The sequence below is a fragment of the Pseudomonas sp. FG35 genome (genome assembly GCF_057809295.1).
Genome location: NZ_JBMDJR010000007.1, coordinates 295,823 through 322,184 on the forward strand (window position 1 = coordinate 295,823; position 26,362 = coordinate 322,184).

General features: G+C 55.6%; 33 protein-coding genes. All 33 read right to left on the minus strand.

Translation table 11 applies throughout. The annotated features are described in order from the left end of the window. Positions 1-9: 9 nt before the first annotated feature. Positions 10-1,011: a DNA-directed RNA polymerase subunit alpha gene (locus ACODTD_RS16445; RefSeq protein ID WP_003186012.1), complete on the minus strand. Its 1,002-nt coding sequence runs from the start codon at positions 1,009-1,011 to the stop codon at positions 10-12. Positions 1,012-1,037: 26 nt separating this feature from the next. Continuing rightward, positions 1,038-1,658, minus strand: coding sequence for a 30S ribosomal protein S4 (gene rpsD, locus ACODTD_RS16450; protein ID WP_011336168.1), 621 nt, complete (start codon positions 1,656-1,658; stop codon positions 1,038-1,040). A gap of 18 nt (positions 1,659-1,676) precedes the next feature. Further along, positions 1,677-2,066: a 30S ribosomal protein S11 gene (gene rpsK / locus ACODTD_RS16455; protein WP_002555466.1), complete on the minus strand. Its 390-nt coding sequence runs from the start codon at positions 2,064-2,066 to the stop codon at positions 1,677-1,679. A gap of 30 nt (positions 2,067-2,096) precedes the next feature. Next, positions 2,097-2,453 (minus strand): 30S ribosomal protein S13, encoded by a 357-nt coding sequence (gene rpsM, locus ACODTD_RS16460; RefSeq protein WP_009045849.1) that lies wholly within the window; start codon positions 2,451-2,453, stop codon positions 2,097-2,099. A gap of 130 nt (positions 2,454-2,583) precedes the next feature. Continuing rightward, entirely contained in the window at positions 2,584-2,700 is a 117-nt protein-coding gene (rpmJ, locus tag ACODTD_RS16465; protein ID WP_002555468.1) for a 50S ribosomal protein L36, read from the minus strand. A 27-nt stretch (positions 2,701-2,727) separates the two neighbouring features. Continuing rightward, entirely contained in the window at positions 2,728-4,056 is a 1,329-nt protein-coding gene (secY, locus tag ACODTD_RS16470) for a preprotein translocase subunit SecY (RefSeq protein ID WP_003228718.1), read from the minus strand. Continuing rightward, positions 4,057-4,494 carry a 50S ribosomal protein L15 gene (gene rplO / locus ACODTD_RS16475; protein WP_011336169.1) on the minus strand — a complete coding sequence of 146 codons (438 nt, stop codon included), beginning with the start codon at positions 4,492-4,494 and terminating at the stop codon, positions 4,057-4,059. Between the two features lie 3 nt (positions 4,495-4,497). Next, positions 4,498-4,674 carry a 50S ribosomal protein L30 gene (gene rpmD, locus ACODTD_RS16480; RefSeq protein WP_003176408.1) on the minus strand — a complete coding sequence of 59 codons (177 nt, stop codon included), beginning with the start codon at positions 4,672-4,674 and terminating at the stop codon, positions 4,498-4,500. A gap of 2 nt (positions 4,675-4,676) precedes the next feature. Next, positions 4,677-5,177: a 30S ribosomal protein S5 gene (gene rpsE / locus ACODTD_RS16485; RefSeq protein WP_007955637.1), complete on the minus strand. Its 501-nt coding sequence runs from the start codon at positions 5,175-5,177 to the stop codon at positions 4,677-4,679. 3 nt (positions 5,178-5,180) lie between these two features. Continuing rightward, positions 5,181-5,531, minus strand: a complete 351-nt coding sequence (rplR, locus tag ACODTD_RS16490; protein ID WP_003186037.1) for a 50S ribosomal protein L18 — start codon at positions 5,529-5,531, stop codon at positions 5,181-5,183. 10 nt (positions 5,532-5,541) lie between these two features. After that, positions 5,542-6,075, minus strand: coding sequence for a 50S ribosomal protein L6 (gene rplF, locus ACODTD_RS16495; protein WP_011336170.1), 534 nt, complete (start codon positions 6,073-6,075; stop codon positions 5,542-5,544). A gap of 12 nt (positions 6,076-6,087) precedes the next feature. Next, positions 6,088-6,480: a 30S ribosomal protein S8 gene (gene rpsH, locus ACODTD_RS16500; RefSeq protein ID WP_011336171.1), complete on the minus strand. Its 393-nt coding sequence runs from the start codon at positions 6,478-6,480 to the stop codon at positions 6,088-6,090. Positions 6,481-6,689: 209 nt separating this feature from the next. Next, complete coding sequence (rpsN, locus tag ACODTD_RS16505) at positions 6,690-6,995, minus strand: 30S ribosomal protein S14 (protein WP_007955639.1); 306 nt, start codon at positions 6,993-6,995, stop codon at positions 6,690-6,692. 13 nt (positions 6,996-7,008) lie between these two features. Next, the gene (rplE, locus tag ACODTD_RS16510) at positions 7,009-7,548 is read right to left on the minus strand and encodes a 50S ribosomal protein L5 (protein ID WP_003210069.1); all 540 of its coding nucleotides are present in this window, start codon (positions 7,546-7,548) and stop codon (positions 7,009-7,011) included. Between the two features lie 20 nt (positions 7,549-7,568). Beyond that, a complete protein-coding gene (rplX, locus tag ACODTD_RS16515; RefSeq protein WP_003186046.1) occupies positions 7,569-7,883 on the minus strand; it encodes a 50S ribosomal protein L24 in 315 nt (104 codons plus the stop codon). An 11-nt stretch (positions 7,884-7,894) separates the two neighbouring features. Beyond that, positions 7,895-8,263: a 50S ribosomal protein L14 gene (rplN, locus tag ACODTD_RS16520; protein WP_002555479.1), complete on the minus strand. Its 369-nt coding sequence runs from the start codon at positions 8,261-8,263 to the stop codon at positions 7,895-7,897. Between the two features lie 23 nt (positions 8,264-8,286). Beyond that, positions 8,287-8,553 carry a 30S ribosomal protein S17 gene (gene rpsQ / locus ACODTD_RS16525; RefSeq protein ID WP_003194644.1) on the minus strand — a complete coding sequence of 89 codons (267 nt, stop codon included), beginning with the start codon at positions 8,551-8,553 and terminating at the stop codon, positions 8,287-8,289. 2 nt (positions 8,554-8,555) lie between these two features. After that, positions 8,556-8,747 (minus strand): 50S ribosomal protein L29, encoded by a 192-nt coding sequence (rpmC, locus tag ACODTD_RS16530; RefSeq protein ID WP_002555481.1) that lies wholly within the window; start codon positions 8,745-8,747, stop codon positions 8,556-8,558. Next, positions 8,747-9,160 (minus strand): 50S ribosomal protein L16, encoded by a 414-nt coding sequence (gene rplP, locus ACODTD_RS16535; protein WP_003228729.1) that lies wholly within the window; start codon positions 9,158-9,160, stop codon positions 8,747-8,749. Before rplP ends, rpmC begins: the two co-directional genes overlap by 1 nt. 12 nt (positions 9,161-9,172) lie before the next feature. Beyond that, positions 9,173-9,859 (minus strand): 30S ribosomal protein S3, encoded by a 687-nt coding sequence (gene rpsC / locus ACODTD_RS16540; RefSeq protein ID WP_003176422.1) that lies wholly within the window; start codon positions 9,857-9,859, stop codon positions 9,173-9,175. 13 nt (positions 9,860-9,872) lie between these two features. Further along, a complete protein-coding gene (gene rplV, locus ACODTD_RS16545) occupies positions 9,873-10,205 on the minus strand; it encodes a 50S ribosomal protein L22 (RefSeq protein WP_003103908.1) in 333 nt (110 codons plus the stop codon). A gap of 11 nt (positions 10,206-10,216) precedes the next feature. Continuing rightward, on the minus strand, positions 10,217-10,492 hold the full coding sequence (rpsS, locus tag ACODTD_RS16550; RefSeq protein ID WP_489105026.1) for a 30S ribosomal protein S19: 276 nt from the start codon (positions 10,490-10,492) through the stop codon (positions 10,217-10,219). A gap of 16 nt (positions 10,493-10,508) precedes the next feature. After that, the gene (gene rplB / locus ACODTD_RS16555; RefSeq protein WP_003186055.1) at positions 10,509-11,333 is read right to left on the minus strand and encodes a 50S ribosomal protein L2; all 825 of its coding nucleotides are present in this window, start codon (positions 11,331-11,333) and stop codon (positions 10,509-10,511) included. 14 nt (positions 11,334-11,347) lie between these two features. Then, on the minus strand, positions 11,348-11,647 hold the full coding sequence (gene rplW / locus ACODTD_RS16560; RefSeq protein ID WP_002555488.1) for a 50S ribosomal protein L23: 300 nt from the start codon (positions 11,645-11,647) through the stop codon (positions 11,348-11,350). Further along, on the minus strand, positions 11,644-12,246 hold the full coding sequence (gene rplD, locus ACODTD_RS16565) for a 50S ribosomal protein L4 (protein WP_003228735.1): 603 nt from the start codon (positions 12,244-12,246) through the stop codon (positions 11,644-11,646). The genes rplW and rplD overlap by 4 nt, the downstream gene beginning before the upstream one ends. A gap of 12 nt (positions 12,247-12,258) precedes the next feature. Next, on the minus strand, positions 12,259-12,894 hold the full coding sequence (gene rplC / locus ACODTD_RS16570) for a 50S ribosomal protein L3 (protein WP_007955641.1): 636 nt from the start codon (positions 12,892-12,894) through the stop codon (positions 12,259-12,261). An 80-nt stretch (positions 12,895-12,974) separates the two neighbouring features. Beyond that, the gene (gene rpsJ, locus ACODTD_RS16575) at positions 12,975-13,286 is read right to left on the minus strand and encodes a 30S ribosomal protein S10 (RefSeq protein ID WP_003186070.1); all 312 of its coding nucleotides are present in this window, start codon (positions 13,284-13,286) and stop codon (positions 12,975-12,977) included. A 157-nt stretch (positions 13,287-13,443) separates the two neighbouring features. After that, positions 13,444-14,637 (minus strand): elongation factor Tu, encoded by a 1,194-nt coding sequence (tuf, locus tag ACODTD_RS16580; protein ID WP_010220303.1) that lies wholly within the window; start codon positions 14,635-14,637, stop codon positions 13,444-13,446. Between the two features lie 31 nt (positions 14,638-14,668). Next, positions 14,669-16,774 carry an elongation factor G gene (fusA, locus tag ACODTD_RS16585; RefSeq protein WP_011336173.1) on the minus strand — a complete coding sequence of 702 codons (2,106 nt, stop codon included), beginning with the start codon at positions 16,772-16,774 and terminating at the stop codon, positions 14,669-14,671. 30 nt (positions 16,775-16,804) lie between these two features. Continuing rightward, positions 16,805-17,278 carry a 30S ribosomal protein S7 gene (gene rpsG, locus ACODTD_RS16590; RefSeq protein WP_007957592.1) on the minus strand — a complete coding sequence of 158 codons (474 nt, stop codon included), beginning with the start codon at positions 17,276-17,278 and terminating at the stop codon, positions 16,805-16,807. 108 nt (positions 17,279-17,386) lie between these two features. After that, positions 17,387-17,758 carry a 30S ribosomal protein S12 gene (gene rpsL / locus ACODTD_RS16595; RefSeq protein ID WP_003186084.1) on the minus strand — a complete coding sequence of 124 codons (372 nt, stop codon included), beginning with the start codon at positions 17,756-17,758 and terminating at the stop codon, positions 17,387-17,389. Between the two features lie 215 nt (positions 17,759-17,973). Beyond that, positions 17,974-22,173 (minus strand): DNA-directed RNA polymerase subunit beta', encoded by a 4,200-nt coding sequence (gene rpoC, locus ACODTD_RS16600; protein ID WP_007957594.1) that lies wholly within the window; start codon positions 22,171-22,173, stop codon positions 17,974-17,976. A gap of 63 nt (positions 22,174-22,236) precedes the next feature. Then, a complete protein-coding gene (gene rpoB, locus ACODTD_RS16605) occupies positions 22,237-26,310 on the minus strand; it encodes a DNA-directed RNA polymerase subunit beta (RefSeq protein WP_221615940.1) in 4,074 nt (1,357 codons plus the stop codon). Positions 26,311-26,362: the final 52 nt, after the last annotated feature.

The following is a 26,362-nucleotide window of genomic DNA, read 5'->3' on the forward strand; positions in this document are numbered from 1 at the left end:
TTACGACGATCAGGCAGTCGCCTTGTCGTCCTTCTTAAGACTTGCAGGCGGCCAGTTGTCGAGGCGCATGCCGAGGGACAGACCGCGGGAGGCCAGAACGTCCTTGATTTCAGTCAAGGATTTCTTGCCCAGGTTCGGAGTCTTCAACAGCTCTACTTCGGTACGCTGAATCAGGTCGCCGATGTAGTAGATGTTTTCCGCCTTAAGGCAGTTAGCCGAACGTACAGTCAGTTCCAGATCGTCAACCGGGCGAAGCAGGATCGGATCGATCTCGTCTTCCTGCTCGACAACCACTGGCTCACTGTCACCTTTGAGGTCGACGAACGCAGCCAACTGCTGTTGCAGAATGGTTGCAGCACGGCGGATAGCCTCTTCAGGATCCAGAGTACCGTTGGTTTCCAGATCAATAACCAGCTTGTCCAGGTTGGTACGCTGCTCGACACGGGCGTTTTCCACCACATATGCGATACGGCGAACCGGGCTGAACGAAGAGTCGAGCTGCAAGCGACCGATGCTGCGGCTTTCGTCTTCATCGCTCTGACGCGAGTCGGCTGGTTCATAACCACGACCACGAGCTACGGTGAGCTTCATGTTCAGGGCGCCGTTAGACGCCAGGTTAGCGATTACGTGATCGGGATTAACGATCTCGACATCATGATCCAGCTGAATATCGGCAGCGGTAACCACCCCCGAACCCTTCTTCGACAAGGTCAGCGTAACTTCGTCACGACCGTGCAGCTTGATGGCCAGACCTTTAAGGTTCAACAGGATTTCAATTACGTCTTCCTGTACACCTTCGATGGCGCTGTACTCGTGGAGCACACCGTCAATCTCGGCCTCGACTACTGCGCAGCCGGGCATTGAGGACAACAGGATGCGGCGCAGCGCGTTGCCCAGGGTGTGGCCAAAACCACGCTCGAGAGGCTCGAGAGTGATCTTGGCGCGGGTTGGACTGACAACCTGCACATCAATGTGGCGGGGTGTCAGGAACTCATTTACCGAAATCTGCATGGATGCACCTATTTTCTAGCCCTTACTTACTTGGAGTAGAGCTCGACAATCAGGCTTTCGTTGATGTCGGCGGACAGATCACTGCGAGCAGGAACGTTCTTGAAAACGCCCGACTTCTTCTCAGCATCTACCTCTACCCATTCTACGCGACCACGTTGGGCGCACAGCTCGAGAGCTTGGACAATGCGAAGTTGGTTCTTTGCCTTCTCGCGAACAGCAACCACGTCACCAGCACGAACCTGGTAGGACGGAACGTTTACGGTCTGACCGTTAACGCTGATCGACTTGTGCGATACCAGCTGACGGGATTCGGCACGAGTCGAACCGAAGCCCATACGGTATACAACGTTGTCCAGACGGCATTCGAGCAGTTGCAGCAGGTTTTCACCGGTTGCACCTTTCTTGCTGGCAGCAGCCTTGTAGTAGCCGCTGAACTGACGCTCGAGAACGCCGTAGATACGACGGACCTTCTGCTTTTCGCGCAGTTGGGTGCCGTAATCGGACTGGCGACCGCGGCGTTGGCCGTGGATACCAGGTGCTGCTTCAATGTTGCACTTCGATTCGATCGCGCGCACGCCGCTCTTCAGGAAGAGATCGGTGCCTTCGCGACGAGCGAGTTTGCATTTTGGACCAATGTAACGAGCCATTCTTTACAATCTCCTGGATTACACGCGGCGCTTCTTCGGCGGACGGCACCCGTTGTGCGGGATTGGCGTCACGTCGGTGATGCTGGCGATCTTGTAGCCACAGCCGTTCAAAGCGCGGACTGCGGATTCACGACCTGGACCTGGGCCCTTGACGTTCACGTCGAGGTTTTTCAGGCCGTATTCCAGCGCAGCTTGACCAGCACGTTCAGCGGCTACCTGAGCAGCGAACGGGGTGGACTTGCGGGAACCGCGGAAACCCGAACCACCGGAGGTAGCCCAGGAAAGAGCGTTACCTTGACGGTCGGTGATGGTCACGATGGTGTTGTTAAAAGAGGCATGGATGTGGGCGATGCCATCAACCACTGTCTTTTTAACTTTTTTACGAGGACGAGCAGCAGGTTTTGCCATGATTAAATTCCTGTCGATTCGCTGGGGCGATTACTTGCGGATCGGCTTACGCGGACCTTTACGGGTACGCGCGTTGGTCTTGGTACGCTGACCGCGTACTGGCAGACCACGACGATGACGCAGACCGCGATAGCAACCGAGGTCCATCAAGCGCTTGATTTTCATGTTGATTTCGCGACGCAGGTCACCTTCAGTGGTGAACTTCGCCACTTCGCCACGCAGCTGTTCAATCTGCTCGTCGCTCAGATCCTTGATCTTTGCGGCTGGGTTTACCCCAGTCTCTGCACAGATCTTCTGTGCAGTAGTGCGACCAACACCATAGATGTAGGTCAGCGAGATAACAGTATGCTTGTTATCTGGAATGTTAACGCCTGCAATACGGGCCATTCAGTGGGACTCCAATTGACAGCTACCTACGCCCCGGAAGCCAAGAAATAGGGCGCGAGATAATATCGCTGTAATAACAAATAATCAACCCGGTAGCGCACTAGCTACCGGGCTTGAAGCACAATCACACTCAGCCTTGGCGCTGTTTGTGACGCGGTTCCGCGCTGCAAATTACTCGAACAACACCTTCGCGGCGAATAATCTTGCAGTTACGGCACAGCTTTTTCACCGATGCACGAACTTTCATCACCAACTCCTCGAACCTTATGGGTACTCAGCGCAACATGCCGCTGCCGTAACCCTTCAGGTTGGCTTTCTTCATCAGGGATTCGTACTGGTGCGAAACGAGGTGCGATTGTACTTGGGACATGAAGTCCATCACAACCACGACCACGATCAGCAACGAGGTCCCGCCAAGGTAGAACGGAACGTTTGCTGCAACCACCAAGAACTGGGGCAACAAGCACACGGCCGTCATGTAAAGAGCACCGAACATGGTCAAGCGAGTCAGAACGCCATCAATATAGCGTGCGGACTGCTCACCTGGACGGATGCCCGGAATAAAGGCACCGGACTTCTTCAGGTTTTCCGCTACGTCTTTCGGATTGAACATCAACGCCGTATAGAAGAAGCAGAAGAAAATAATCCCTGCACTAAACAGCAGAATATTCAACGGCTGACCAGGAGCGATCGACTGCGAGATGTCCTGCAACCAGCCCATACCTTCAGACTGACCAAACCAGGCACCCAACGAAGCCGGGAACAGCAAAATGCTGCTCGCGAAAATAGCCGGAATAACACCGGCCATGTTCACCTTCAGCGGCAAGTGGCTTGTCTGTGCAGCAAAAACCTTGCGGCCCTGCTGACGCTTGGCGTAGTGAACAGCGATACGACGCTGACCACGCTCAATGAAGACCACGAAACCGATAATCGCTACTGCCAGCAAACCGATGGCAACCAAGGCGAAGATGTTGATATCGCCCTGACGCGCAGACTCGAAAGACTGCCCGATTGCTCTCGGAAGACCGGCGACGATACCCGAAAAAATCAACATCGAGATACCGTTGCCTACACCACGCTCAGTAATCTGCTCACCCAGCCACATCATGAACATCGCGCCAGCCACAAACGTGGAAACCGCGACGAAATGGAAGCCAAAGTCACCAGTGAACGCAACGCCCTGCCCCGCCAGACCAATGGACATGCCAATGGCCTGAACGAGAGCGAGGACGACGGTGCCGTAGCGGGTGTACTGGCTGATCTTGCGACGGCCAGCTTCACCTTCCTTCTTCAACTGCTCCAGCTGCGGGCTGACGGCGGTCATCAACTGCATGATGATCGATGCCGAAATGTACGGCATGATCCCCAACGCAAAGATGCTCATCCGCTCCAGCGCGCCGCCGGAAAACATGTTGAACAAGCTAAGAATGGTCCCCTCATTCTGTCGAAACAGGTCTGCGAGTCGATCCGGGTTGATACCTGGAACCGGGATGTGTGCGCCTATTCGGTAGACGATAATCGCCAGGAACAGAAAACGCAGACGAGCCCAAAGTTCAGACATACCGCCTTTGCCGAGCGCAGAGAGAGCACCTTGCTTAGCCATTTATTCCTCGAACTTGCCGCCAGCTGCTTCGATAGCCGCACGCGCACCTTTGGTGGCGCCGATTCCCTTGCCGATAGTGACAGCGCGAGCCACTTCACCGGACAGCATGATTTTCACACGCTGTACGTTGACGTTGATCACGTTGGCATCTTTCAGGGACTGCACGGTGACGATGTCGCCTTCCACTTTAGCCAGCTCGGACAGACGCACTTCTGCGCGATCCATGGCCTTCAGGGAAACGAAACCGAACTTCGGCAGGCGACGATGCAGCGGCTGTTGACCGCCTTCAAAGCCTGGAGCAATGGTGCCACCGGAGCGGGAAGTCTGACCTTTGTGACCACGGCCACCAGTCTTACCCAAACCACTACCGATACCACGGCCCGGACGATGCTTTTCGCGACGGGAACCCGGCGCTGGACTCAGATCATTGAGTTTCATCGATTAACCCTCGACACGCAGCATGTAGTAAGCCTTGTTGATCATCCCGCGATTCTCGGGAGTATCCTGGACTTCTACAGTGTGACCGATGCGACGCAGACCCAGACCCTTAACGCACAGTTTGTGGTTAGGGATGCGGCCGGTCATGCTTTTGATCAGCGTAACTTTAACGGTAGCCATGATTACTTGATCTCCTCAACACGCAGGCCACGTTTGGCTGCAATGGATTCAGGAGACTGCATAGCCTTCAGACCCTTGAAAGTGGCGTGAACCACGTTTACAGGGTTAGTCGAGCCGTAGCACTTGGCCAGAACGTTCTGAACGCCAGCAACTTCGAGGACAGCACGCATAGCGCCGCCAGCGATGATACCGGTACCTTCAGAAGCAGGCTGCATGTACACCTTCGAAGCGCCATGAGCAGACTTCATTGCGTACTGCAGAGTGGTGCCGTTCAGATCAACCTGGATCATGTTGCGGCGAGCAGCTTCCATTGCCTTCTGGATCGCAGCAGGCACTTCACGCGACTTGCCACGGCCGAAGCCAACACGCCCTTTACCATCACCAACCACGGTCAACGCGGTGAAAGTGAAGATACGGCCGCCTTTTACGGTTTTGGCTACGCGGTTAACTTGAACCAGCTTCTCGATGTAGCCTTCGTCGCGCTTTTGGTCGTTATTTGACATAACTTAGAACTCCAGCCCAGCTTCACGAGCAGCATCAGCCAGCGCTTTAACGCGGCCATGGTACTTGAAGCCAGAGCGGTCGAAAGCCACCTGCGAGACGCCAGCGGCCTTAGCACGCGTAGCGACCAGCTGGCCAACCTTAGTGGCCGCGTCGATGTTGCCAGTGGCGCCATCACGCAGTTCTTTATCCAAAGTCGAGGCGCTTGCCAGGACTTTGTTGCCGTCGGCCGAAATGACCTGGGCGTAGATGTGCTGCGAAGAGCGGAACACGCAGAGACGCACGACTTCGAGTTCGTGCATTTTCAGGCGTGCTTTGCGAGCGCGACGCAGTCGAGTAACTTTTTTGTCGGTCATTTGCTATGCCCTACTTCTTCTTGGCTTCTTTACGACGGACGACTTCGTCCGCGTAGCGCACACCTTTGCCTTTGTACGGCTCTGGTGGACGGAAGTCGCGGATCTCGGCGGCCACTTGACCTACCAGCTGCTTGTCGATGCCCTTGATCAGGATATCGGTCTGGCTAGGAGTCTCAGCGGTGATGCCTTCCGGCAGTTCGTAATCCACTGGGTGCGAGAAGCCAAGAGCCAGGTTCAGCACCTGACCTTTTGCTTGCGCTTTGTAACCAACACCGACCAGCTGGAGCTTACGCTCGAAGCCTTGGCTTACGCCCTGGACCATGTTGTTTACCAACGCACGAGTGGTACCGGCCATTGCGCGAGTCTGTTGATCGCCATTGCGAGCAGCAAAACGCAGCTCACCGGCCTCTTCAACGACTTCAACGGACGAATGGACGTTCAGTTCAAGAGTACCCTTGGCACCCTTCACCGAAAGCTGTTGGCCTGCGAATTTTACTTCGACACCGGCTGGCAGCTTAACGGGGTTCTTAGCGACGCGAGACATGCTTATCCCCCCTTAGAACACAGTGCAAAGAACTTCGCCGCCGACACCGGCAGCGCGCGCAGCACGATCAGTCATCACACCCTTGTTGGTGGAGACGATAGACACACCGAGACCGCCACGTACTTTTGGCAGTTCTTCGACGGACTTGTACTGACGCAGGCCTGGACGGCTAACGCGCTTCACTTCTTCGATGACCGGACGGCCTTCGAAGTATTTCAGCTCGATGGACAGCAGTGGTTTGGTTTCGCTGCTGATCTGATAACCCGCGATGTAACCTTCGTCCTTCAGGACTTTTGCTACAGCCACCTTCAACGTGGAAGACGGCATGCTTACGACGGACTTTTCAGCCATCTGGGCATTACGGATTCGAGTTAGCATGTCCGCTAACGGGTCCTGCATACTCATGGGCTAGACGCTCCTAATACAGAAAAATTAGCCTTGCGGCTACTACTTGTCGCCGAGAAATTCCGGGCATAAAAAACACGGGCTCAGGCGAGCCGGTCATTCTAGACATACCCCAGAAATGAATCAAGCCCCAAAAGGGGCTTGATTCAAGTTCAAGGCCACCGGTGGTCAGGTTCTTGCGACGCTGACCACCAAGGCTTTGACAGCAATTACCAGCTGGCTTTAACCAGACCTGGAACGTCACCACGCATTGCCGCTTCACGCAGTTTGTTACGGCCGAGGCCGAACTTGCGGTAAACGCCGTGCGGACGACCGGTCAGACGGCAACGGTTACGCATGCGCGAAGCGCTTGCGTCACGTGGTTGCTTCTGCAGAGCTACGGTAGCTTCCCAACGCGCTTCTGGACTTGCGTTCAGATCGACGATGATAGCTTTCAGCGCTGCACGCTTGACGGCGTACTTGGCAACGGTGAGCTGACGCTTCAGCTCACGGTTTTTCATGCTCTTCTTGGCCATTTTCCTACTCCAATCAGTTGCGGAACGGGAATTTGAAAGCACGCAGCAGAGCGCGGCCTTCATCATCGTTCTTGGCAGTGGTGGTCAGGGTAATGTCCAGACCGCGGAGAGCATCGATCTTGTCGTAGTCGATTTCCGGGAAAATGATCTGCTCTTTCACGCCCATGCTGTAGTTGCCACGACCATCGAAGGACTTGGCATTCAGGCCGCGGAAGTCGCGAACCCGAGGCAGGGAGATCGACAGCAGACGATCCAGGAACTCGTACATACGCTCACGGCGCAGGGTCACTTTGACGCCGATCGGCCAACCTTCACGGACTTTAAAGCCAGCGATGGATTTGCGAGCGTAGGTCACAACGACTTTCTGGCCGGTGATCTTTTCCAGGTCAGCAACAGCGTGCTCGATGACTTTTTTGTCGCCGATCGCTTCGCCCAGACCCATGTTCAGGGTGATTTTGGTAACGCGCGGAACTTCCATCACGTTCGAAAGCTTAAGTTCTTCCTTAAGTTTCGGAGCGATTTCCTTCCGGTAAATCTCTTTTAGTCGTGCCATGGTCTTCTACCTAGCAGTGTTCAAGCATCAACCGCTTTTTGGGTCGACTTGAAGACACGAATTTTCTTACCGTCTTCTACTTTGAAACCAACGCGGTCAGCCTTGTTGGTTTCGCCGTTGAAGATGGCGACGTTGGAAGCGTGCAGTGGCGCTTCTTTCTCGACGATACCGCCCTGTACGCCCGACATCGGGTTAGGCTTGGTATGACGCTTGACCAGGTTCAGACCACCAACAACCAGACGGTTGTCAGCAAGAACCTTCAGCACCTTACCGCGCTTACCTTTGTCTTTGCCGGCGATCACGATGATCTCGTCGTCACGACGAATCTTTTGCATGTCGGATCTCCTTACAGCACTTCTGGGGCGAGCGAGACGATCTTCATGAACTTCTCAGTACGAAGCTCACGGGTCACTGGCCCAAAGATACGGGTGCCGATCGGCTCTTGCTTGTTGTTCAGAAGAACAGCAGCGTTGCCATCAAAGCGGATAATGGAGCCATCAGCACGACGTACGCCGTGACGAGTGCGGACTACAACAGCAGTCATCACTTGGCCTTTTTTCACCTTACCGCGAGGAATTGCTTCCTTCACGGTAACTTTGATGATGTCACCGATACCAGCGTAACGACGATGGGAGCCACCCAGCACCTTGATGCACATAACGCGGCGAGCGCCGCTGTTATCGGCCACATCGAGCATGGATTGAGTCTGAATCATATAATTTCTCCGACCCCTAGCCCTTAGACTTCCACAGCGCGTTCGAGAACATCAACCAGCGCCCAAGACTTGGTCTTGGCCATCGGACGAGTTTCACGAATAGTGACTTTGTCGCCGATGTGGCACTGGTTGGTTTCGTCGTGCGCGTGCAGCTTAGTCGAACGCTTAACGTATTTACCGTAGATCGGGTGCTTAACGCGACGCTCGATCAGAACGGTGATGGTTTTGTCCATCTTGTCGCTGACAACACGGCCAGTCAGCGTACGGACAGTTTTTTCGGCTTCAGCCATGATCACTTACCTGCCTGCTGGTTGAGCACAGTCTTCACGCGAGCGATGTCACGCTTAACTTGCGAGAGCAGATGAGACTGCCCCAACTGGCCAGTTGCTTTCTGCATGCGCAGATTGAACTGGTCGCGCAGCAAGCCGAGCAGTTGCTCGTTCAGCTGCTGTGCGGATTTTTCACGAAGTTCATTCGCTTTCATCACATCACCGTCCGTTTAACAAAGGAGGTGGCGAGCGGCAGCTTTGCAGCAGCCAGGGCGAAAGCCTCACGCGCCAGCTCTTCAGAAACACCCTCGATTTCATACAGGACTTTGCCTGGCTGAATCTGGGCAACCCAGTACTCCACGTTACCCTTACCTTTACCCATACGAACCTCGAGAGGCTTTTTGGAGATCGGCTTGTCCGGGAATACACGGATCCAGATCTTGCCGCCACGTTTTACGTGACGGGTCAGAGCACGACGCGCTGACTCGATCTGACGAGCGGTGAGACGACCACGAGCTACAGACTTCAGCGCGAACTCGCCGAAGCTGACTTTGCTACCGCGCAGTGCCAGACCACGGTTGTGGCCGGTCATCTGCTTGCGGAACTTCGTACGCTTAGGTTGCAACATTTGGCGTACCCCTTACTTAGCAGCTTTTTTACGAGGCGCTGGTGCTTGTGGCTTCAGCTCTTCTTGGCGACCACCAATTACTTCGCCTTTGAAGATCCAAACCTTTACACCGATCACACCGTAAGTGGTGTGAGCTTCGTAGTTGGCATAGTCGATGTCGGCACGCAGGGTGTGCAGTGGCACACGACCTTCGCGATACCATTCAGTACGTGCGATTTCAGCACCGCCGAGACGACCGCTCACTTGGATTTTGATGCCTTTGGCACCAATGCGCATGGCGTTCTGTACAGCGCGCTTCATGGCGCGACGGAACATTACACGACGCTCCAGCTGCTGAGCTACGCTCTGCGCAACCAGCATACCGTCGAGTTCCGGCTTGCGGATCTCTTCGATATTGATGTGCACAGGCACACCCATTTGCTTGGTCAGGTCCTGACGCAGTTTCTCAACATCTTCACCTTTCTTCCCGATAACGATACCTGGACGAGCGGTGTGGATGGTGATGCGTGCAGTTTGGGCCGGACGATGGATATCGATACGGCTTACGGACGCGCTTTTTAGTTTGTCTTGGAGGTATTCACGCACCTTCAGATCAGCGAACAAGTAGTCCGCATAAGTCCGACCGTCTGCGTACCAGACGGAGGTGTGCTCCTTGACGATTCCCAGGCGAATGCCAATGGGATGTACTTTCTGACCCATCTCTTCGACTCCGTTACTTGTCAGCAACCTTGACAGTGATATGGCAAGACCGCTTGACGATGCGATCAGCACGGCCTTTGGCACGTGGCATGATGCGCTTCAGCGAACGCCCTTCGTTGACGAAAACGGTGCTGACCTTCAGGTCATCAACGTCTGCGCCTTCGTTATGCTCGGCGTTGGCTACGGCCGACTCCAGCACTTTTTTCATGATCTCGGCGGCTTTCTTACTGCTGAAAGCCAACAGGTTGAGCGCTTCGCCCACCTTCTTCCCGCGGATCTGGTCGGCGACCAAGCGGGCTTTCTGGGCGGAGATTCGAGCGCCCGACAACTTAGCGGCTACTTCCATTTCCTTACCCCTTAACGCTTGGCTTTCTTGTCTGCCACGTGCCCGCGATAGTTGCGGGTACCGGCGAACTCGCCCAGTTTGTGGCCGACCATGTCTTCGTTTACGAGAACTGGGACGTGCTGACGACCGTTGTGTACTGCGATGGTCAGACCGACCATTTGTGGCAGGATCATCGAACGACGCGACCAAGTCTTAATTGGTTTGCGATCGTTCTTTTCCGCCGCCAGTTCGATCTTCTTCAGTAGGTGAAGATCAATAAAAGGACCTTTTTTCAGAGAACGTGGCACTGTCGTATCCCTCTATTTACTTGCGACGACGGACGATCATTTTGTCGGTACGCTTATTACCACGAGTCTTCGCGCCCTTAGTCGGGAAGCCCCATGGCGATACCGGATGACGACCACCAGAGGTACGACCTTCACCACCACCATGCGGGTGGTCAACCGGGTTCATGGCAACACCACGAACGGTTGGGCGAACGCCACGCCAGCGTTTGGCACCAGCTTTACCCAGCGAACGCAGGCTGTGCTCGGAGTTCGAGACTTCGCCCAGGGTCGCACGGCACTCAGCCAGTACTTTACGCATTTCACCGGAACGCAGACGCAGGGTCACGTAAACGCCTTCACGAGCGATCAGCTGAGCCGAAGCACCAGCGGAACGAGCGATTTGTGCGCCCTTACCTGGCTTCAGTTCGATGCCGTGTACGGTGCTACCAACTGGAATGTTGCGCAGTTGCAGAGCGTTGCCCGGCTTGATCGGTGCCAGAGCACCTGCGATCAGCTGGTCGCCAGCGCTCACGCCTTTAGGGGCGATGATGTAGCGACGCTCGCCATCTGCGTACAGCAGCAGAGCGATGTGAGCAGTACGGTTTGGATCGTATTCGATACGCTCGACAGTGGCAGCGATGCCATCTTTGTCGTTGCGACGGAAGTCGACCAGACGATAATGCTGCTTATGACCACCACCGATGTGACGAGTGGTAATACGGCCATTGTTGTTACGACCACCAGACTTCGACTTTTTCTCGAGCAGCGGTGCGTGAGGAGCGCCTTTATGCAGCTCCTGGTTGACCACCTTGACCACAAAACGGCGGCCAGGGGAAGTCGGTTTGCATTTAACGATTGCCATGATGCACCCCTTCCTTACTCAGCACTGCTGCTGAAATCGAGATCTTGGCCTGGCTGAAGGGAGATAACTGCCTTCTTCCAGTCATTACGCTTGCCCAGACCGCGAGCGGTGCGCTTGCTCTTACCCAGAACGTTCAGGGTAGTAACACGCTCAACTTTCACGCTGAACAGGCTTTCGACGGCCTTCTTGATTTCCAGCTTGGTTGCGTCAGTAGCAACCTTGAAAACGAACTGGCCTTTCTTGTCTGCCAGAACCGTAGCCTTCTCGGAAACGTGCGGGCCAAGCAGAACTTTAAATACGCGTTCCTGGTTCATCCCAGCAGCTCCTCGAATTTCTTCACGGCCGACACGGTGATCAACACCTTGTCGTATGCGATCAGACTAACTGGATCGGAACCTTGCACGTCACGTACATCTACGTGCGGCAGGTTGCGAGCAGCCAGGTACAGGTTCTGATCAACAGCGTCCGACACGATCAGAACGTCGGTCAGGCTCATGTTGTTCAGTTTGCCCAGCAGGTCTTTGGTCTTCGGAGTTTCAACTGCGAAATCCTGAACCACGACCAGACGATCAGTACGCACCAGCTCAGCAAGGATGGAACGCATTGCTGCGCGGTACATCTTCTTGTTCAGCTTCTGGGAGTGATCCTGTGGACGAGCTGCGAAAGTGGTGCCGCCGCCGCGCCAGATTGGGCTACGGATAGTACCGGCACGAGCACGGCCAGTACCTTTCTGACGCCATGGGCGCTTACCGCCACCACGAACGTCGGAACGGGTCTTTTGCTGCTTGCTACCTTGACGGCCGCCGGCCATGTAGGCCACGACTGCTTGGTGAACCAGCGTCTCGTTGAATTCGCCGCCAAATGTCAGTTCGGAAACTTCGATCGCTTGAGCGTCATTTACATTTAATTGCATGTCAGCTTCCCCTTAACCGCGAGCCTTGGCTGCTGGACGTACAACCAGGTTGCCGCCAGTAGCGCCAGGAACAGCACCCTTGACCAGCAACAGATTGCGTTCAGCGTCCACGCGCACTACTTCCAGGGACTGCACGGTCACGCGCTCAGCGCCCATATGACCGGACATTTTTTTGCCCTTGAATACACGACCAGGAGTCTGGCACTGGCCGATAGAGCCTGGGACGCGGTGGGATACGGAGTTACCGTGGGTATTATCTTGCCCGCGGAAATTCCAACGCTTGATCGTACCCTGGAAGCCTTTACCTTTGGACTGACCGGTTACATCAACCAGTTGACCAGCAGCGAAGATTTCAGCGTTGATCAGATCGCCGGCCTGGTACTCGCCTTCTTCAAGGCGGAATTCCATTACGGTACGACCAGCGGCAACGTTCGCCTTGGCGAAGTGGCCAGCCTGAGCAGCTGTTACACGGGAAGCACGACGCTCGCCGACAGTGACTTGCACTGCACGATAGCCATCGGTTTCTTCAGTTTTGAACTGGGTGACGCGATTCGGCTCGATCTCAATGACCGTGACCGGAATGGAGACACCTTCTTCGGTGAAAATACGGGTCATACCCGCTTTACGACCGACTACACCAATAGTCATGTTGTAAACCTCATGAGTGTACGGGGCTTTCACCCGCTATGGCCGCCCATTTCAGAGCGTTACACGACCAAGACCGAGTCTTAGCCGAGGCTGATCTGCACTTCCACACCGGCCGCAAGATCAAGCTTCATAAGTGCATCAACGGTTTTATCCGTTGGCTGGACGATGTCCAGAACACGCTTATGAGTGCGGATCTCGTACTGGTCACGCGCGTCTTTGTTGACGTGCGGGGAAACCAGAACGGTGAACCGCTCTTTACGGGTAGGCAGTGGAATTGGACCACGCACTTGAGCACCAGTACGTTTCGCGGTTTCCACGATTTCCTGGGTTGATTGGTCGATCAGGCGATGGTCAAAAGCCTTCAACCTGATACGGATTTGCTGATTTTGCATTGGATTTCAGACTCCGGCTGCTATTCCCACCGGGCGCAATACGCCCGTTAAAAGGAGGCGCAATTCTATAGACGCCCCAGATAGGTGTCAACCCAATAAAAAAGCCCCCGCTAAGCGGGGGCTTTTTCAACTCATCAAAGCTGACTCAATAAAGAGATCACTCGATGATTTTAGCTACGACGCCAGCACCAACGGTACGGCCGCCTTCACGGATTGCGAAACGCAGACCGTCTTCCATAGCGATGGTTTTGATCAGGGTAACAGTCATCTGAATGTTGTCACCTGGCATTACCATTTCAACGCCTTCTGGCAGCTCGCAGTTACCGGTCACGTCAGTAGTACGGAAGTAGAACTGTGGACGGTAGCCTTTGAAGAACGGAGTGTGACGACCGCCTTCTTCCTTGCTCAGAACGTAAACTTCTGCGGTGAACTTGGTGTGCGGCTTAACCGAACCCGGCTTAACCAGAACCTGACCACGCTCAACGTCGTCGCGCTTGGTGCCACGCAGCAGAACGCCGCAGTTCTCGCCAGCACGACCTTCGTCCAGCAGCTTGCGGAACATCTCAACACCGGTGCAGGTGGTGGTGGTGGTGTCACGCAGACCAACGATTTCCAGGGCGTCTTGAACGCGAACGATACCGCGCTCGATACGACCGGTCACAACAGTACCGCGACCCGAGATCGAGAACACGTCTTCGATTGGCATCAGGAATGGCTTGTCGATAGCACGCTCTGGCTCTGGGATGTAGCTATCCAGAGTTTCCACCAGCTTCTTAACAGCGGTGGTGCCCATTTCGTTGTCGTCTTTGCCTTCCAGCGCCATACGAGCCGAACCGATGATGATCGGAGTGTCGTCGCCTGGGAAGTCGTAGGTGGACAGCAGGTCGCGAACTTCCATCTCAACCAGTTCCAGCAGCTCAGCGTCGTCTACCAGGTCAGCCTTGTTCAGGAAAACCACGATGTACGGAACGCCTACCTGACGGGACAGCAGGATGTGCTCACGGGTTTGCGGCATCGGACCATCAGCGGCCGAGCAAACCAGGATCGCGCCGTCCATCTGCGCAGCACCAGTGATCATGTTCTTCACGTAGTCAGCGTGACCTGGGCAGTCAACGTGAGCGTAGTGACGAATGTTCGAGTTGTACTCAACGTGCGCGGTGTTGATGGTGATACCGCGAGCTTTTTCTTCTGGAGCGCTGTCGATCTTGTCGAATTCAACTACGGCCGAACCGAAAACTTCGGAGCAGACGCGAGTCAGAGCAGCGGTCAGAGTGGTTTTACCGTGGTCAACGTGGCCGATGGTGCCAACGTTTACGTGCGGTAGGGAACGATCAAATTTTTCTTTAGCCACGACAATTAACTCCTAGCCTAAAGGGGCTGAATCAGCCTTGTTTTTTGGTAACGGATTCGACGATGTGCGACGGAGCCGTATCGTATTTTTTGAATTCCATAGAGTAGCTTGCGCGACCCTGGGACATGGAGCGAACGTCGGTCGCATAACCGAACATCTCACCCAGTGGAACTTCGGCACGGATAACCTTGCCGGACACTGTGTCTTCCATACCCTGGATCATGCCGCGACGACGGTTAAGGTCGCCCATCACATCACCCATATAGTCTTCAGGCGTAACAACCTCTACCGCCATGATCGGCTCGAGCAACTCACCACCGCCCTTCTGGGCCAGTTGCTTGGTCGCCATGGAAGCAGCCACTTTAAACGCCATCTCGTTGGAGTCGACGTCGTGGTAAGAACCATCGAACACGGTAGCCTTCAGGCCGATCAGCGGATAGCCGGCAACAACGCCGTTCTTCATCTGCTCTTCGATACCCTTCTGGATAGCCGGGATGTATTCCTTAGGAACCACACCACCCACTACTTCGTTCAGGAATTGCAGACCTTCCTGACCTTCGTCAGCAGGAGCAAAGCGAATCCAGCAGTGACCGAACTGGCCACGACCGCCGGACTGACGAACGAACTTGCCTTCGATTTCGCAGTTCTTCGTGATGCGCTCACGGTACGAAACCTGTGGCTTGCCGATGTTGGCTTCGACGTTGAACTCACGGCGCATCCGGTCAACCAGGATGTCCAGGTGCAGCTCGCCCATGCCGGAGATGATCGTCTGACCAGTCTCTTCATCAGTCTTAACGCGGAAAGACGGGTCTTCCTGAGCAAGCTTGCCCAGAGCGATACCCATTTTTTCCTGGTCATCCTTGGTCTTAGGCTCTACGGCAACCGAAATAACCGGCTCCGGGAAGTCCATGCGAACCAGGATGATTGGCTTGTCAGCGTTGCAGAGGGTTTCACCAGTGGTGACGTCCTTCATGCCGATCAGGGCCGCGATGTCGCCAGCGCGCACTTCCTTGATCTCTTCACGGGCGTTTGCGTGCATTTGCACCATACGACCAACGCGCTCTTTCTTGCCCTTAACCGAGTTGATCACGCCGTCGCCGGAGTTCAACACGCCCGAGTAAACACGGACGAAGGTCAAGGTACCCACGAATGGGTCGGTAGCGATCTTGAACGCCAGGGCCGCGAACGGCTCGTCGTCGCTTGCATGACGCTCCATCTCTTCTTCCTCGTTATCAGGGTTGGAACCCTTGATAGCAGGAATGTCGGTCGGAGCAGGCAGGAAGTCGATAACGGCGTCGAGAACCAGGGGAACGCCCTTGTTCTTGAACGAAGAACCGCAAACAGCCAGAACGATTTCGCCGGCGATAGTACGTTGACGCAGAGCAGCCTTGATCTCGGCGATCGACAGCTCTTCACCTTCCAGGTACTTGTTCATCAGCTCTTCGCTGGCTTCGGCGGCGGCTTCAACCATGTTGTTGCGCCATTCTTCAGCCAGTTCAAGCATGTCCGCAGGGATTTCCTTGCGAACCGGAACCATACCCTTGTCAGAGTCGTTCCAGTAGACAGCTTGCATGTTGATCAGGTCGATCTGGCCCTGGAAGTTATCTTCCGAACCGATAGCCAGCTGGATCGGCACCGGAGTGTGACCCAGACGCTGTTTGATCTGACCGATCACGCGCAGGAAGTTGGCACCAGCACGGTCCATCTTGTTTACGTAAACAAGACGTGGAACGCCGTATTTGTTGGCCTGACGCCATACGGTTTCCGACTGAGGCTCAACACCCGAAGTACCGCAGAACACAACGACCGCGCCGTCGAGTACGCGCAGGGAACGCTCTACTTCAATGGTGAAGTCTACGTGGCCCGGGGTATCGATTACGTTGAAGCGATGTTCGTGTGGGTACTGCTTCTCGGAACCTTTCCAGAAGGCGGTAATGGCAGCAGAAGTAATGGTAATACCACGCTCCTGCTCCTGAACCATCCAGTCTGTGGTCGCGGCGCCGTCATGCACCTCGCCCATTTTGTGACTTTTGCCAGTGTAAAAAAGGACGCGCTCGGTGGTGGTGGTTTTACCAGCATCCACGTGAGCGACGATACCGATGTTACGGTAGCGACTAATCGGAGTAGTACGAGCCATAAAGCCCTCGCAAAATTAGTGAAGCTAAAATTAGAAGCGGTAGTGCGAGAAAGCTTTGTTAGCTTCGGCCATACGGTGCACGTCTTCACGCTTCTTAACAGCAGCACCTTTACCTTCAGCAGCATCCAGCAGTTCGCCAGCCAAGCGCAGAGCCATGGACTTCTCGCCGCGCTTGCGGGCGAAGTCTACCAACCAGCGCATTGCCAGAGCGTTACGACGGGACGGACGAACCTCGACCGGAACCTGGTAAGTAGCACCACCAACGCGGCGCGACTTCACTTCGACCAGCGGAGCGATGGCGTCGAGTGCTTTTTCGAAGAGTTCCAGGGGATCGGTGCCGGTCTTGCGAGCCGCAACGGTTTCCAGGGCACCATAAACGATACGCTCGGCAACGGCTTTCTTGCCGCTTTCCATAACGTGGTTCATGAATTTGGCGAGGATTTGGCTTCCGTATTTCGGATCGTCCAGAATCTCACGCTTTGCTGCTACGCGACGTCTTGGCATTGATAAGCCCTCAAACGGTCTTCAGGTTAGCTCGGGACAGATCCAGTGGATGCGCGCCCGACCTTACTCTTATCGACTCAATAAAATGAAAATCTGCAAAACGGCCGATTACTTCGGACGCTTGGTACCGTACTTCGAACGACCCTGGTTACGGCCTTTAACGCCGGAAGTATCCAAGGAGCCGCGAACGGTGTGGTAACGAACACCTGGCAAGTCTTTTACACGACCGCCGCGGATCAGTACCACGCTGTGCTCTTGCAGGTTGTGGCCTTCACCACCGATGTACGAGGAAACCTCGAAACCGTTGGTCAGACGCACACGGCATACTTTACGCAGTGCCGAGTTAGGTTTTTTCGGCGTAGTGGTGTACACACGGGTGCACACACCACGACGTTGCGGGCAGTTCTGCAGCGCAGGCACGTCGGATTTCTCGACGATACGCTTACGCGGCTGACGTACCAGCTGGTTGATAGTTGCCATCTACTAGCTCCACTGTTGTCTTGCGACGCTATTGTCTTGCAAGAAAAGCAAAATGGCAGGAACGAATTCCCGCCAAATTTAGGGGATCAAGAGTCTAAAGAGGATCTTGTCCCCAGTCAAGGCAAGGCCCCGACCTCCCCGCTCGTCGAACCTCGACAAATTGTCTCGACTCGATGAACGGCTTGATCAGGGCCTCAGCTCATTTTTCGCAGAACTCAGTTACCGCTCGAGTTCAGCGCTTCGGTCAGTGCAGCTTCCACTTCACTGGCGCTTACGCGCAACGGCTTGTCTGCATCACGACGACGCTTGCGCTCACTGTGATAAGCCAGACCGGTACCAGCCGGGATCAGACGACCCACGACCACGTTTTCTTTCAGGCCGCGCAGGTAATCGCGCTTGCCGGTTACGGCCGCCTCGGTCAGCACGCGGGTGGTTTCCTGGAAGGAAGCCGCCGAGATGAACGATTCGGTCGACAACGACGCCTTGGTGATACCCAGCAGAACGCGGGTGAACTTGGAGACAAACTTGTCTTCCGCGTTCAGACGCTCGTTCTCTACCAGAACGTGAGTCAGTTCCATCTGGTCGCCCTTGATGAAGCTGGAATCGCCAGACTCGGAGATCTCAACCTTACGCAGCATCTGACGCAGGATGGTCTCGATGTGCTTGTCGTTGATCTTCACGCCTTGCAGACGGTAAACGTCCTGGATCTCGTTGACGATGTACTTGGCCAGCGCGCTCACACCCAGCAGACGCAGGATGTCGTGCGGATCGCTCGGACCGTCGGAGATAACTTCGCCGCGGTTTACCTGTTCGCCTTCGAACACGTTCAGGTGACGCCACTTCGGAATCAGCTCTTCATACGGATCACTACCGTCGTTCGGGGTAATGACCAGACGGCGCTTGCCTTTGGTCTCTTTACCGAACGCGATGGTGCCGCTGACTTCAGCCAGAATCGACGCTTCTTTCGGACGACGGGCTTCGAACAGGTCGGCAACACGCGGCAGACCACCGGTGATGTCACGGGTTTTCGAAGTTTCTTGCGGGATACGAGCGATAACATCACCGATCGCAATCTTCGCACCGTCCGCAACACCGACCAGGGCGTTGGCTGGCAGGAAGTACTGAGCGATAACGTCAGTGCCTGGCAGCAACAGATCCTTGCCGTTGTCATCAACCATCTTCACCGCAGGACGAATGTCCTTGCCGGCAGCCGGACGGTCTTTGGCATCGAGTACTTCAATGTTGGTCATACCGGTCAATTCGTCAGTCTGACGCTTGATCGTGATGCCTTCTTCCATGCCCACGTAGGTCACGGTACCTTTCATTTCGGTAACGATCGGGTGAGTGTGCGGATCCCACTTGGCCACGATTGCGCCAGCGTCGACCTTGTCACCTTCTTTAACCGAAATCACGGCACCGTACGGCAGCTTGTAACGCTCGCGCTCACGACCGAAGTCGTCAGCGATTGCCAGCTCACCGGAACGGGACACAGCAACCAGGTTGCCATCCACACGCTCAACGTGTTTCAGGTTGTGCAGACGGACGGTACCGCCATTCTTCACCTGAACGCTGTCGGCTGCGGAAGTACGGCTTGCCGCACCACCGATGTGGAACGTACGCATCGTCAGCTGGGTACCCGGCTCACCGATGGACTGGGCAGCGATAACGCCGACCGCTTCACCGATGTTCACCTGGTGACCACGAGCGAGATCACGGCCGTAGCACTTGGCGCAAATGCCATAGCGGGTTTCGCAGCTGATCGGCGAACGCACGATCACTTCGTCGATGCTGTTCAGCTCGATGAACTCGACCCACTTCTCGTCTACCAGAGTGCCAGCAGGAACGATGACGTCCTCGGTACCCGGCTTGAATACGTCACGGGCAATGACACGACCCAATACGCGCTCACCCAACGGCTCTACAACGTCACCGCCTTCAATGTGCGGAGTCATCAGCAGACCGTGTTCGGTGCCGCAATCGATCTCGGTCACGACCAGATCCTGCGCCACGTCTACCAGACGACGAGTCAGGTAACCGGAGTTCGCAGTTTTCAACGCGGTATCCGCCAGACCTTTACGAGCACCGTGAGTCGAGATGAAGTACTGGAGTACGCTCAGACCTTCACGGAAGTTCGCAGTAATCGGCGTTTCAATGATGGAACCGTCCGGCTTGGCCATCAGACCACGCATACCGGCCAGCTGACGAATCTGTGCTGCGGAACCCCGCGCACCCGAGTCGGCCATCATGTACATCGAGTTGAACGATTCTTGCTCGACTTCGTCGCCGTGACGGTCGATGACTTTCTCTTTCGAGAGGTTGGCCATCATCGCCTTGGAGACTTCGTCGTTCGCTTTCGACCAAAGGTCGATCACTTTGTTGTACTTCTCGCCCTGGGTTACCAGGCCGGAGGCGTACTGGCTCTCGATTTCTTTCACTTCGTCGGTGGCAGCACCGATGATGCGGGCTTTTTCATCCGGGATAACGAAATCGTTAACACCGATGGAAACGCCGGAAATGGTCGAATAGGCAAAACCGGTGTACATCAACTGGTCAGCGAAGATCACGGTCTCTTTCAGACCAACCACGCGGTAGCACTGGTTGATCAGCTTGGAGATCGCCTTTTTCTTCATCGGCAGGTTGACGACGTCGAACGACAGACCTTTTGGCACAACCTGGAACAGCAGCGCACGGCCGACAGTGGTGTCGACGATACGAGTGTTGTTCACGCTGTTGCCGTCACGATCGTTCACGGTTTCGTTGATACGAACCTTGATCTTGGCGTGCAGTGCGGCTTCGCCGGCACGGAACACACGGTCAACTTCCTGCAGATCCGCGAACACACGACCTTCGCCCTTGGCGTTGATGGCTTCACGAGTCATGTAGTACAGACCCAATACAACGTCCTGCGACGGAACGATGATTGGCTCACCGTTGGCTGGCGACAGAATGTTGTTGGTCGACATCATCAACGCACGCGCTTCGAGCTGGGCTTCCAGCGTCAGCGGTACGTGCACGGCCATTTGGTCGCCGTCGAAGTCAGCGTTGTACGCGGCGCAGACCAGAGGGTGCAGCTGGATAGCCTTACCTTCGATCAGTACCGGTTCAAACGCCTGGATACCCAGACGGTGAAGGGTCGGTGCACGGTTGAGAAGAACCGGGTGTTCGCGAATCACTTCAGCGAGAACATCCCAAACCTCTGGCAGTTCGCGCTCGACCATTTTCTTGGCCGCTTTGATGGTGGTCGCCAGACCACGCATTTCCAGCTTGCCGAAAATGAACGGTTTGAACAGCTCGAGAGCCATCTTCTTCGGCAGACCGCACTGATGCAGACGCAGGGTCGGACCTACGGTAATTACCGAACGACCCGAGTAGTCAACACGCTTACCGAGCAAGTTCTGACGGAAACGACCTTGCTTACCCTTGATCATGTCAGCCAGGGATTTCAGAGGACGCTTGTTCGAACCGGTGATAGCGCGGCCACGACGACCGTTGTCGAGCAGTGCATCGACAGCTTCCTGCAACATACGCTTTTCGTTGCGCACGATGATGTCAGGAGCGGACAGATCCAGCAGGCGCTTCAAACGGTTGTTACGGTTGATCACTCGACGATACAGATCGTTGAGGTCGGAAGTCGCGAAACGACCGCCATCCAGCGGGACCAGTGGACGCAGATCTGGCGGCAGAACCGGCAGAACGGTCAGCACCATCCACTCTGGCAGGTTGCCGGAACCTTGGAAGGCTTCCATCAACTTCAGACGCTTGGACAGCTTCTTGATCTTGGTTTCGGAGTTGGTTTGCGGAATTTCTTCACGCAGACGGCCAATCTCGTGTTCCAGGTCGATAGCGTGCAGCAGTTCACGGACAGCCTCAGCACCCATACGGGCGTCGAAATCGTCACCGAATTCTTCCAGCGCTTCGAAGTACTGCTCGTCGTTCAGCAGCTGACCTTTTTCAAGAGTGGTCATGCCCGGGTCGATAACGACATAGCTCTCGAAGTAGAGAACGCGTTCGATATCACGCAGGGTCATGTCCATCAGCAGGCCGATGCGGGACGGCAGCGATTTCAGGAACCAGATGTGGGCAACCGGCGAAGCCAGTTCGATGTGCGCCATGCGCTCACGACGAACCTTGGCCAGTGCAACTTCAACACCGCACTTCTCGCAGATCACACCACGGTGCTTCAAGCGCTTGTACTTACCGCACAGGCACTCGTAATCCTTTACCGGGCCAAAGATCTTGGCGCAGAACAGACCGTCACGCTCAGGTTTGAACGTACGGTAGTTGATGGTTTCCGGCTTTTTAACTTCACCGAACGACCACGAGCGGATCATCTCAGGCGAGGCCAATCCGATACGGATGGCGTCGAACTCTTCGACTTGACCCTGGTTTTTCAGCAAATTCAGTAGGTCTTTCAAGGCCTTTCCTCCTGGCGGAGCAGAGAGCGGGCAATCCTGCCCCGCTCTCGATCGCGTCACGTGTTATTCGGTTTCCAGATCGATATCGATGCCGAGGGAACGAATTTCCTTGATCAACACGTTGAAGGACTCGGGCATGCCCGGCTCCATACGGTGATCGCCGTCCACGATGTTTTTGTACATCTTGGTCCGGCCGTTCACATCGTCCGACTTCACTGTGAGCATTTCTTGCAGAGTGTAAGCAGCACCGTATGCTTCCAGTGCCCAGACCTCCATCTCCCCGAAACGCTGACCACCGAACTGCGCCTTACCACCCAGCGGCTGCTGGGTAACCAGGCTGTACGAACCGGTAGAACGCGCGTGCATCTTGTCGTCTACCAAGTGGTTCAGCTTCAGCATGTACATGTAGCCAACGGTAACTGGACGCTCGAACTTGTTGCCGGTACGGCCGTCGGTCAGCTGCATCTGGCCGCTTTCTGGCAGGTCTGCCAGTTTCAGCATGGCCTTGATTTCGCTTTCCTTGGCACCGTCGAACACTGGAGTGGCCATTGGAACACCGCCACGCAGGTTCTTCGCCAGATCCAGGATTTCCTGATCGGAGAAGCTGTCCAGATCTTCGTTACGACCGCCGATCTGGTTGTAGATCTCGTCCAGGAAGGTACGCAGTTCAGCGACTTTGCGCTGCTCTTCGACCATCCGGTTGATCTTCTCGCCCAGACCTTTGGCCGCGAGGCCCAGGTGGGTTTCAAGGATCTGACCAACGTTCATACGCGAAGGTACGCCCAGCGGGTTGAGGACCACGTCGACCGGGGTGCCATTGGCATCGTGCGGCATGTCTTCAACCGGCATGATCACGGAGACCACACCTTTGTTACCGTGACGACCGGCCATCTTGTCGCCCGGCTGGATGCGACGACGGATTGCCAGGTAAACCTTGACGATCTTCAGCACGCCTGGAGCCAGGTCATCGCCCTGCTGCAGTTTGCGCTTCTTGTCTTCGAACTTGTCGTCCAGCAGACGGCGACGATCAACGATGTAGGCCTGAGCCTTCTCGAGCTGCTCGTTCAGAGCATCTTCAGCCATGCGCAGTTTGAACCACTGACCATGCTCAAGACCGTCGAGTACTTCGTCGGTGATGTCCTGACCTTTCTTCAGGCCGGCGCCGCCTTCAGCCTTGTGGCCTACCAGAGCGGAACGCAGACGCTCGAAGGTCGCGCCTTCAACGATGCGGAACTCTTCGTTCAGATCCTTGCGGATCTCGTCCAGCTGGGACTTCTCGATCGACAGCGCACGAGCATCACGCTCAACGCCGTCACGCGTGAAGACCTGTACGTCGATGACAGTACCTTTGGTGCCCGTTGGCACGCGCAGGGAAGTGTCTTTAACGTCGCTGGCTTTTTCACCGAAGATTGCGCGCAGCAGTTTTTCTTCCGGAGTCAGTTGGGTCTCGCCTTTCGGAGTGACCTTGCCTACCAGGATGTCGCCTGCGCCAACTTCAGCACCTACGTAAACGATACCGGCTTCGTCCAGCTTGTTCAGCGCAGCTTCACCCACATTAGGGATGTCCGCAGTGATTTCCTCTGGGCCAAGCTTGGTGTCACGTGCCACACAGGTCAGTTCCTGAATGTGGATCGTGGTGAAACGGTCTTCCTGAACTACACGCTCGGACAGGCAGATGGAGTCTTCGAAGTTGAATCCGTTCCATGCCATGAACGCGATGCGCATGTTCTGACCCAGAGCCAATTCACCCATGTCGGTGGACGGGCCGTCGGCCATGATGTCGCCACGCTGAACACGATCCCCCTTGCTCACCAGCGGACGCTGGTTGATGCAGGTGTTCTGGTTCGAGCGGGTGTATTTGGTCAGGTTGTAGATGTCGACACCAGCTTCGCCGGTTTCAACTTCGTCATCAGCAACGCGAACCACGATACGGCTGGCATCAACGGAGTCGATCACGCCGCCGCGACGAGCCACGACGCAAACGCCGGAGTCGCGAGCCACGTTACGCTCCATGCCGGTACCGACCAGCGGCTTGTCAGCACGCAGGGTTGGTACAGCCTGACGCTGCATGTTCGAACCCATCAACGCACGGTTGGCGTCGTCATGCTCGAGGAACGGAATCAGCGACGCTGCAACCGAAACTACCTGCTTCGGCGAAACGTCCATCAAGGTGACGTCTTCCGGCGCCTTGACGGTGAATTCGTTCAGGTGACGCACGGCCACCAGTTCGTCGATCAGGACTTTCTGCTCGTTCATGGTCGCCGAAGCCTGCGCGATCACGTGATCGGCTTCTTCAATGGCGGACAGGAACACGATGTCGTCGGTGACCACACCCTCTTTCACCACGCGGTACGGGCTCTCGAGGAAGCCGTACTGGTTGGTGCGAGCGTAAGCAGCCAGGGAGTTGATCAGACCGATGTTCGGACCTTCCGGCGTTTCAATCGGACAGACACGACCATAGTGAGTCGGGTGTACGTCACGGACTTCGAAGCCCGCGCGCTCACGAGTCAGACCGCCAGGGCCGAGTGCAGAGACACGACGCTTGTGGGTGATCTCGGACAGCGGGTTGTTCTGGTCCATGAACTGCGACAGCTGGCTGGAACCGAAGAACTCTTTCACCGCCGCAGCCACTGGCTTGGCGTTGATCAGATCTTGCGGCATCAGGCCTTCGCTTTCAGCCATCGACAGACGCTCTTTGACCGCACGCTCAACACGTACCAGGCCAACGCGGAACTGGTTCTCGGCCATTTCGCCTACGCAGCGAACACGACGGTTACCCAGGTGGTCGATGTCGTCGACGATGCCTTTACCGTTACGGATGTCGACCAGAGTCTTCAGTACCGCGACGATGTCTTCCTTGCACAGCACGCCCGAACCTTCAATCTCGGTACGACCGATACGACGGTTGAACTTCATCCGGCCGACCGCAGACAGGTCATAGCGCTCAGGGCTGAAGAACAGGTTGTTGAACAGGGTCTCGGCAGCGTCTTTGGTTGGCGGCTCGCCTGGACGCATCATGCGATAGATCTCGACCAGCGCTTCCAATTGGTTGCTGGTGGAGTCGATCTTCAGCGTGTCGGAGACGAACGGACCGCAGTCGATGTCGTTGGTGTACAGAGTTTCGATGCGTACGACGCCGGCCTTGGCGATTTTCGCCAGGATCTCGGTCGAAAGCTCGGTGTTGCACTCTGCCAGGATCTCACCGGTAGCCGGGTGCACGATGGCCTTGGCGGTGGTACGACCCAGAACGTAGTCCAGAGGCACGTCCAGCTCTTTGATCCCGGCTTTTTCCAGCTGGTTGATGTGGCGGGCAGTAATACGACGGCCCTGCTCAACGATCACCTTGCCTTTGTCGTCCTGGATATCGAGAACCGCAACTTCACCACGCAGACGCTGAGGTACCAGCTCCAGGCTCAGGCCTTCGCCTTTCACGTGGAATACGTTGGTAGTGTAGAACGCGTCCAGCACTTCCTCGGTGGTATAACCGAGCGCGCGCAGCAGTACCGAGGCCGGCAGCTTGCGACGACGGTCGATACGCACGAATACACAGTCTTTCGGGTCGAACTCGAAGTCCAGCCACGAACCGCGGTAAGGAATGATGCGCGCGGAGTACAGCAGCTTGCCGGAGCTGTGCGTCTTGCCACGGTCGTGGTCGAAGAACACGCCCGGGGAACGGTGCAGCTGGGAAACGATAACACGCTCGGTACCGTTGATTACGAAGGTACCGTTCTCAGTCATCAATGGGATTTCACCCATGTAGACTTCTTGCTCTTTGATGTCCTTGATCGCTTTGTTCGACGATTCTTTGTCGAAAATGATCAGGCGCACTTTTACCCGCAAAGGTACGGCGAAAGTTACACCGCGCAATACGCATTCTTTGACATCAAATGCCGGATCGCCCAGGCGATAACCGACGTACTCCAGCGCAGCATTGCCGGAGTAGCTGATGATCGGGAAAACGGATTTGAAGGCCGCATGCAGGCCCACGTCGCGGAACTGATCTTTAGTCGCTCCCGCTTGCAAGAATTCACGATACGAATCCAGCTGGATGGCCAGGAGGTAAGGCACATCCATGACGTCCGGCAACTTGCTAAAGTCCTTGCGGATACGTTTTTTCTCAGTATATGAGTAAGCCATCAGCGTTCCCCAGCTTGGTCACCTGCTTGTTTGGCCCCTCCCGACGGGAGCA

What these genes read in the sequence shown, in the direction of transcription:
- rplD (WP_003228735.1), bottom strand. Translation starts at nt 12,246, where the DNA reads ATGCAATTAAATGTAAATGACGCTCAAGCGATCGAAGTTTCCGAACTG.
- rpsE (WP_007955637.1), bottom strand. Translation starts at nt 5,177, where the DNA reads ATGTCAAATAACGACCAAAAGCGCGACGAAGGCTACATCGAGAAGCTG.
- rplX (WP_003186046.1), bottom strand. Translation starts at nt 7,883, where the DNA reads ATGCAAAAGATTCGTCGTGACGACGAGATCATCGTGATCGCCGGCAAA.
- rplR (WP_003186037.1), bottom strand. Translation starts at nt 5,531, where the DNA reads ATGACCGACAAAAAAGTTACTCGACTGCGTCGCGCTCGCAAAGCACGC.
- rpsC (WP_003176422.1), bottom strand. Translation starts at nt 9,859, where the DNA reads ATGGGTCAGAAAGTACATCCCATTGGCATTCGCCTGGGAATCGTCAAG.
- rpsD (WP_011336168.1), bottom strand. Translation starts at nt 1,658, where the DNA reads ATGGCTCGTTACATTGGTCCAAAATGCAAACTCGCTCGTCGCGAAGGC.
- rpoB (WP_221615940.1), bottom strand. Translation starts at nt 26,310, where the DNA reads ATGGCTTACTCATATACTGAGAAAAAACGTATCCGCAAGGACTTTAGC.
- ACODTD_RS16445 (WP_003186012.1), bottom strand. Translation starts at nt 1,011, where the DNA reads ATGCAGATTTCGGTAAATGAGTTCCTGACACCCCGCCACATTGATGTG.
- secY (WP_003228718.1), bottom strand. Translation starts at nt 4,056, where the DNA reads ATGGCTAAGCAAGGTGCTCTCTCTGCGCTCGGCAAAGGCGGTATGTCT.
- rplC (WP_007955641.1), bottom strand. Translation starts at nt 12,894, where the DNA reads ATGACTATTGGTGTAGTCGGTCGTAAAGCGGGTATGACCCGTATTTTC.
- rpsM (WP_009045849.1), bottom strand. Translation starts at nt 2,453, where the DNA reads ATGGCCCGTATTGCAGGCGTTAACATTCCAGATAACAAGCATACTGTT.
- rplE (WP_003210069.1), bottom strand. Translation starts at nt 7,548, where the DNA reads ATGGCACGACTAAAAGAGATTTACCGGAAGGAAATCGCTCCGAAACTT.
- rplB (WP_003186055.1), bottom strand. Translation starts at nt 11,333, where the DNA reads ATGGCAATCGTTAAATGCAAACCGACTTCCCCTGGCCGCCGTTTTGTG.
- rpsG (WP_007957592.1), bottom strand. Translation starts at nt 17,278, where the DNA reads ATGCCAAGACGTCGCGTAGCAGCAAAGCGTGAGATTCTGGACGATCCG.
- rpsK (WP_002555466.1), bottom strand. Translation starts at nt 2,066, where the DNA reads ATGGCAAAACCTGCTGCTCGTCCTCGTAAAAAAGTTAAAAAGACAGTG.
- rpsN (WP_007955639.1), bottom strand. Translation starts at nt 6,995, where the DNA reads ATGGCCAAGAAGAGCATGAAAAACCGTGAGCTGAAGCGTCAGCTCACC.
- rpsH (WP_011336171.1), bottom strand. Translation starts at nt 6,480, where the DNA reads ATGAGTATGCAGGACCCGTTAGCGGACATGCTAACTCGAATCCGTAAT.
- fusA (WP_011336173.1), bottom strand. Translation starts at nt 16,774, where the DNA reads ATGGCTCGTACTACTCCGATTAGTCGCTACCGTAACATCGGTATCGTC.
- rpsJ (WP_003186070.1), bottom strand. Translation starts at nt 13,286, where the DNA reads ATGCAAAATCAGCAAATCCGTATCAGGTTGAAGGCTTTTGACCATCGC.
- rplP (WP_003228729.1), bottom strand. Translation starts at nt 9,160, where the DNA reads ATGTTGCAACCTAAGCGTACGAAGTTCCGCAAGCAGATGACCGGCCAC.
- rplW (WP_002555488.1), bottom strand. Translation starts at nt 11,647, where the DNA reads ATGAACCAGGAACGCGTATTTAAAGTTCTGCTTGGCCCGCACGTTTCC.
- rpmD (WP_003176408.1), bottom strand. Translation starts at nt 4,674, where the DNA reads ATGGCTACCGTTAAAGTTACGCTGATCAAAAGCATGACCGGCCGCATC.
- rplN (WP_002555479.1), bottom strand. Translation starts at nt 8,263, where the DNA reads ATGATTCAGACTCAATCCATGCTCGATGTGGCCGATAACAGCGGCGCT.
- rpmJ (WP_002555468.1), bottom strand. Translation starts at nt 2,700, where the DNA reads ATGAAAGTTCGTGCATCGGTGAAAAAGCTGTGCCGTAACTGCAAGATT.
- rpsL (WP_003186084.1), bottom strand. Translation starts at nt 17,758, where the DNA reads ATGGCAACTATCAACCAGCTGGTACGTCAGCCGCGTAAGCGTATCGTC.
- rpmC (WP_002555481.1), bottom strand. Translation starts at nt 8,747, where the DNA reads ATGAAAGCGAATGAACTTCGTGAAAAATCCGCACAGCAGCTGAACGAG.
- rplO (WP_011336169.1), bottom strand. Translation starts at nt 4,494, where the DNA reads ATGAAACTCAATGATCTGAGTCCAGCGCCGGGTTCCCGTCGCGAAAAG.
- rpsQ (WP_003194644.1), bottom strand. Translation starts at nt 8,553, where the DNA reads ATGGCTGAAGCCGAAAAAACTGTCCGTACGCTGACTGGCCGTGTTGTC.
- rplV (WP_003103908.1), bottom strand. Translation starts at nt 10,205, where the DNA reads ATGGAAGTAGCCGCTAAGTTGTCGGGCGCTCGAATCTCCGCCCAGAAA.
- rplF (WP_011336170.1), bottom strand. Translation starts at nt 6,075, where the DNA reads ATGTCTCGCGTCGCTAAGAACCCCGTTAAGCTGCCAGCCGGTGTCGAA.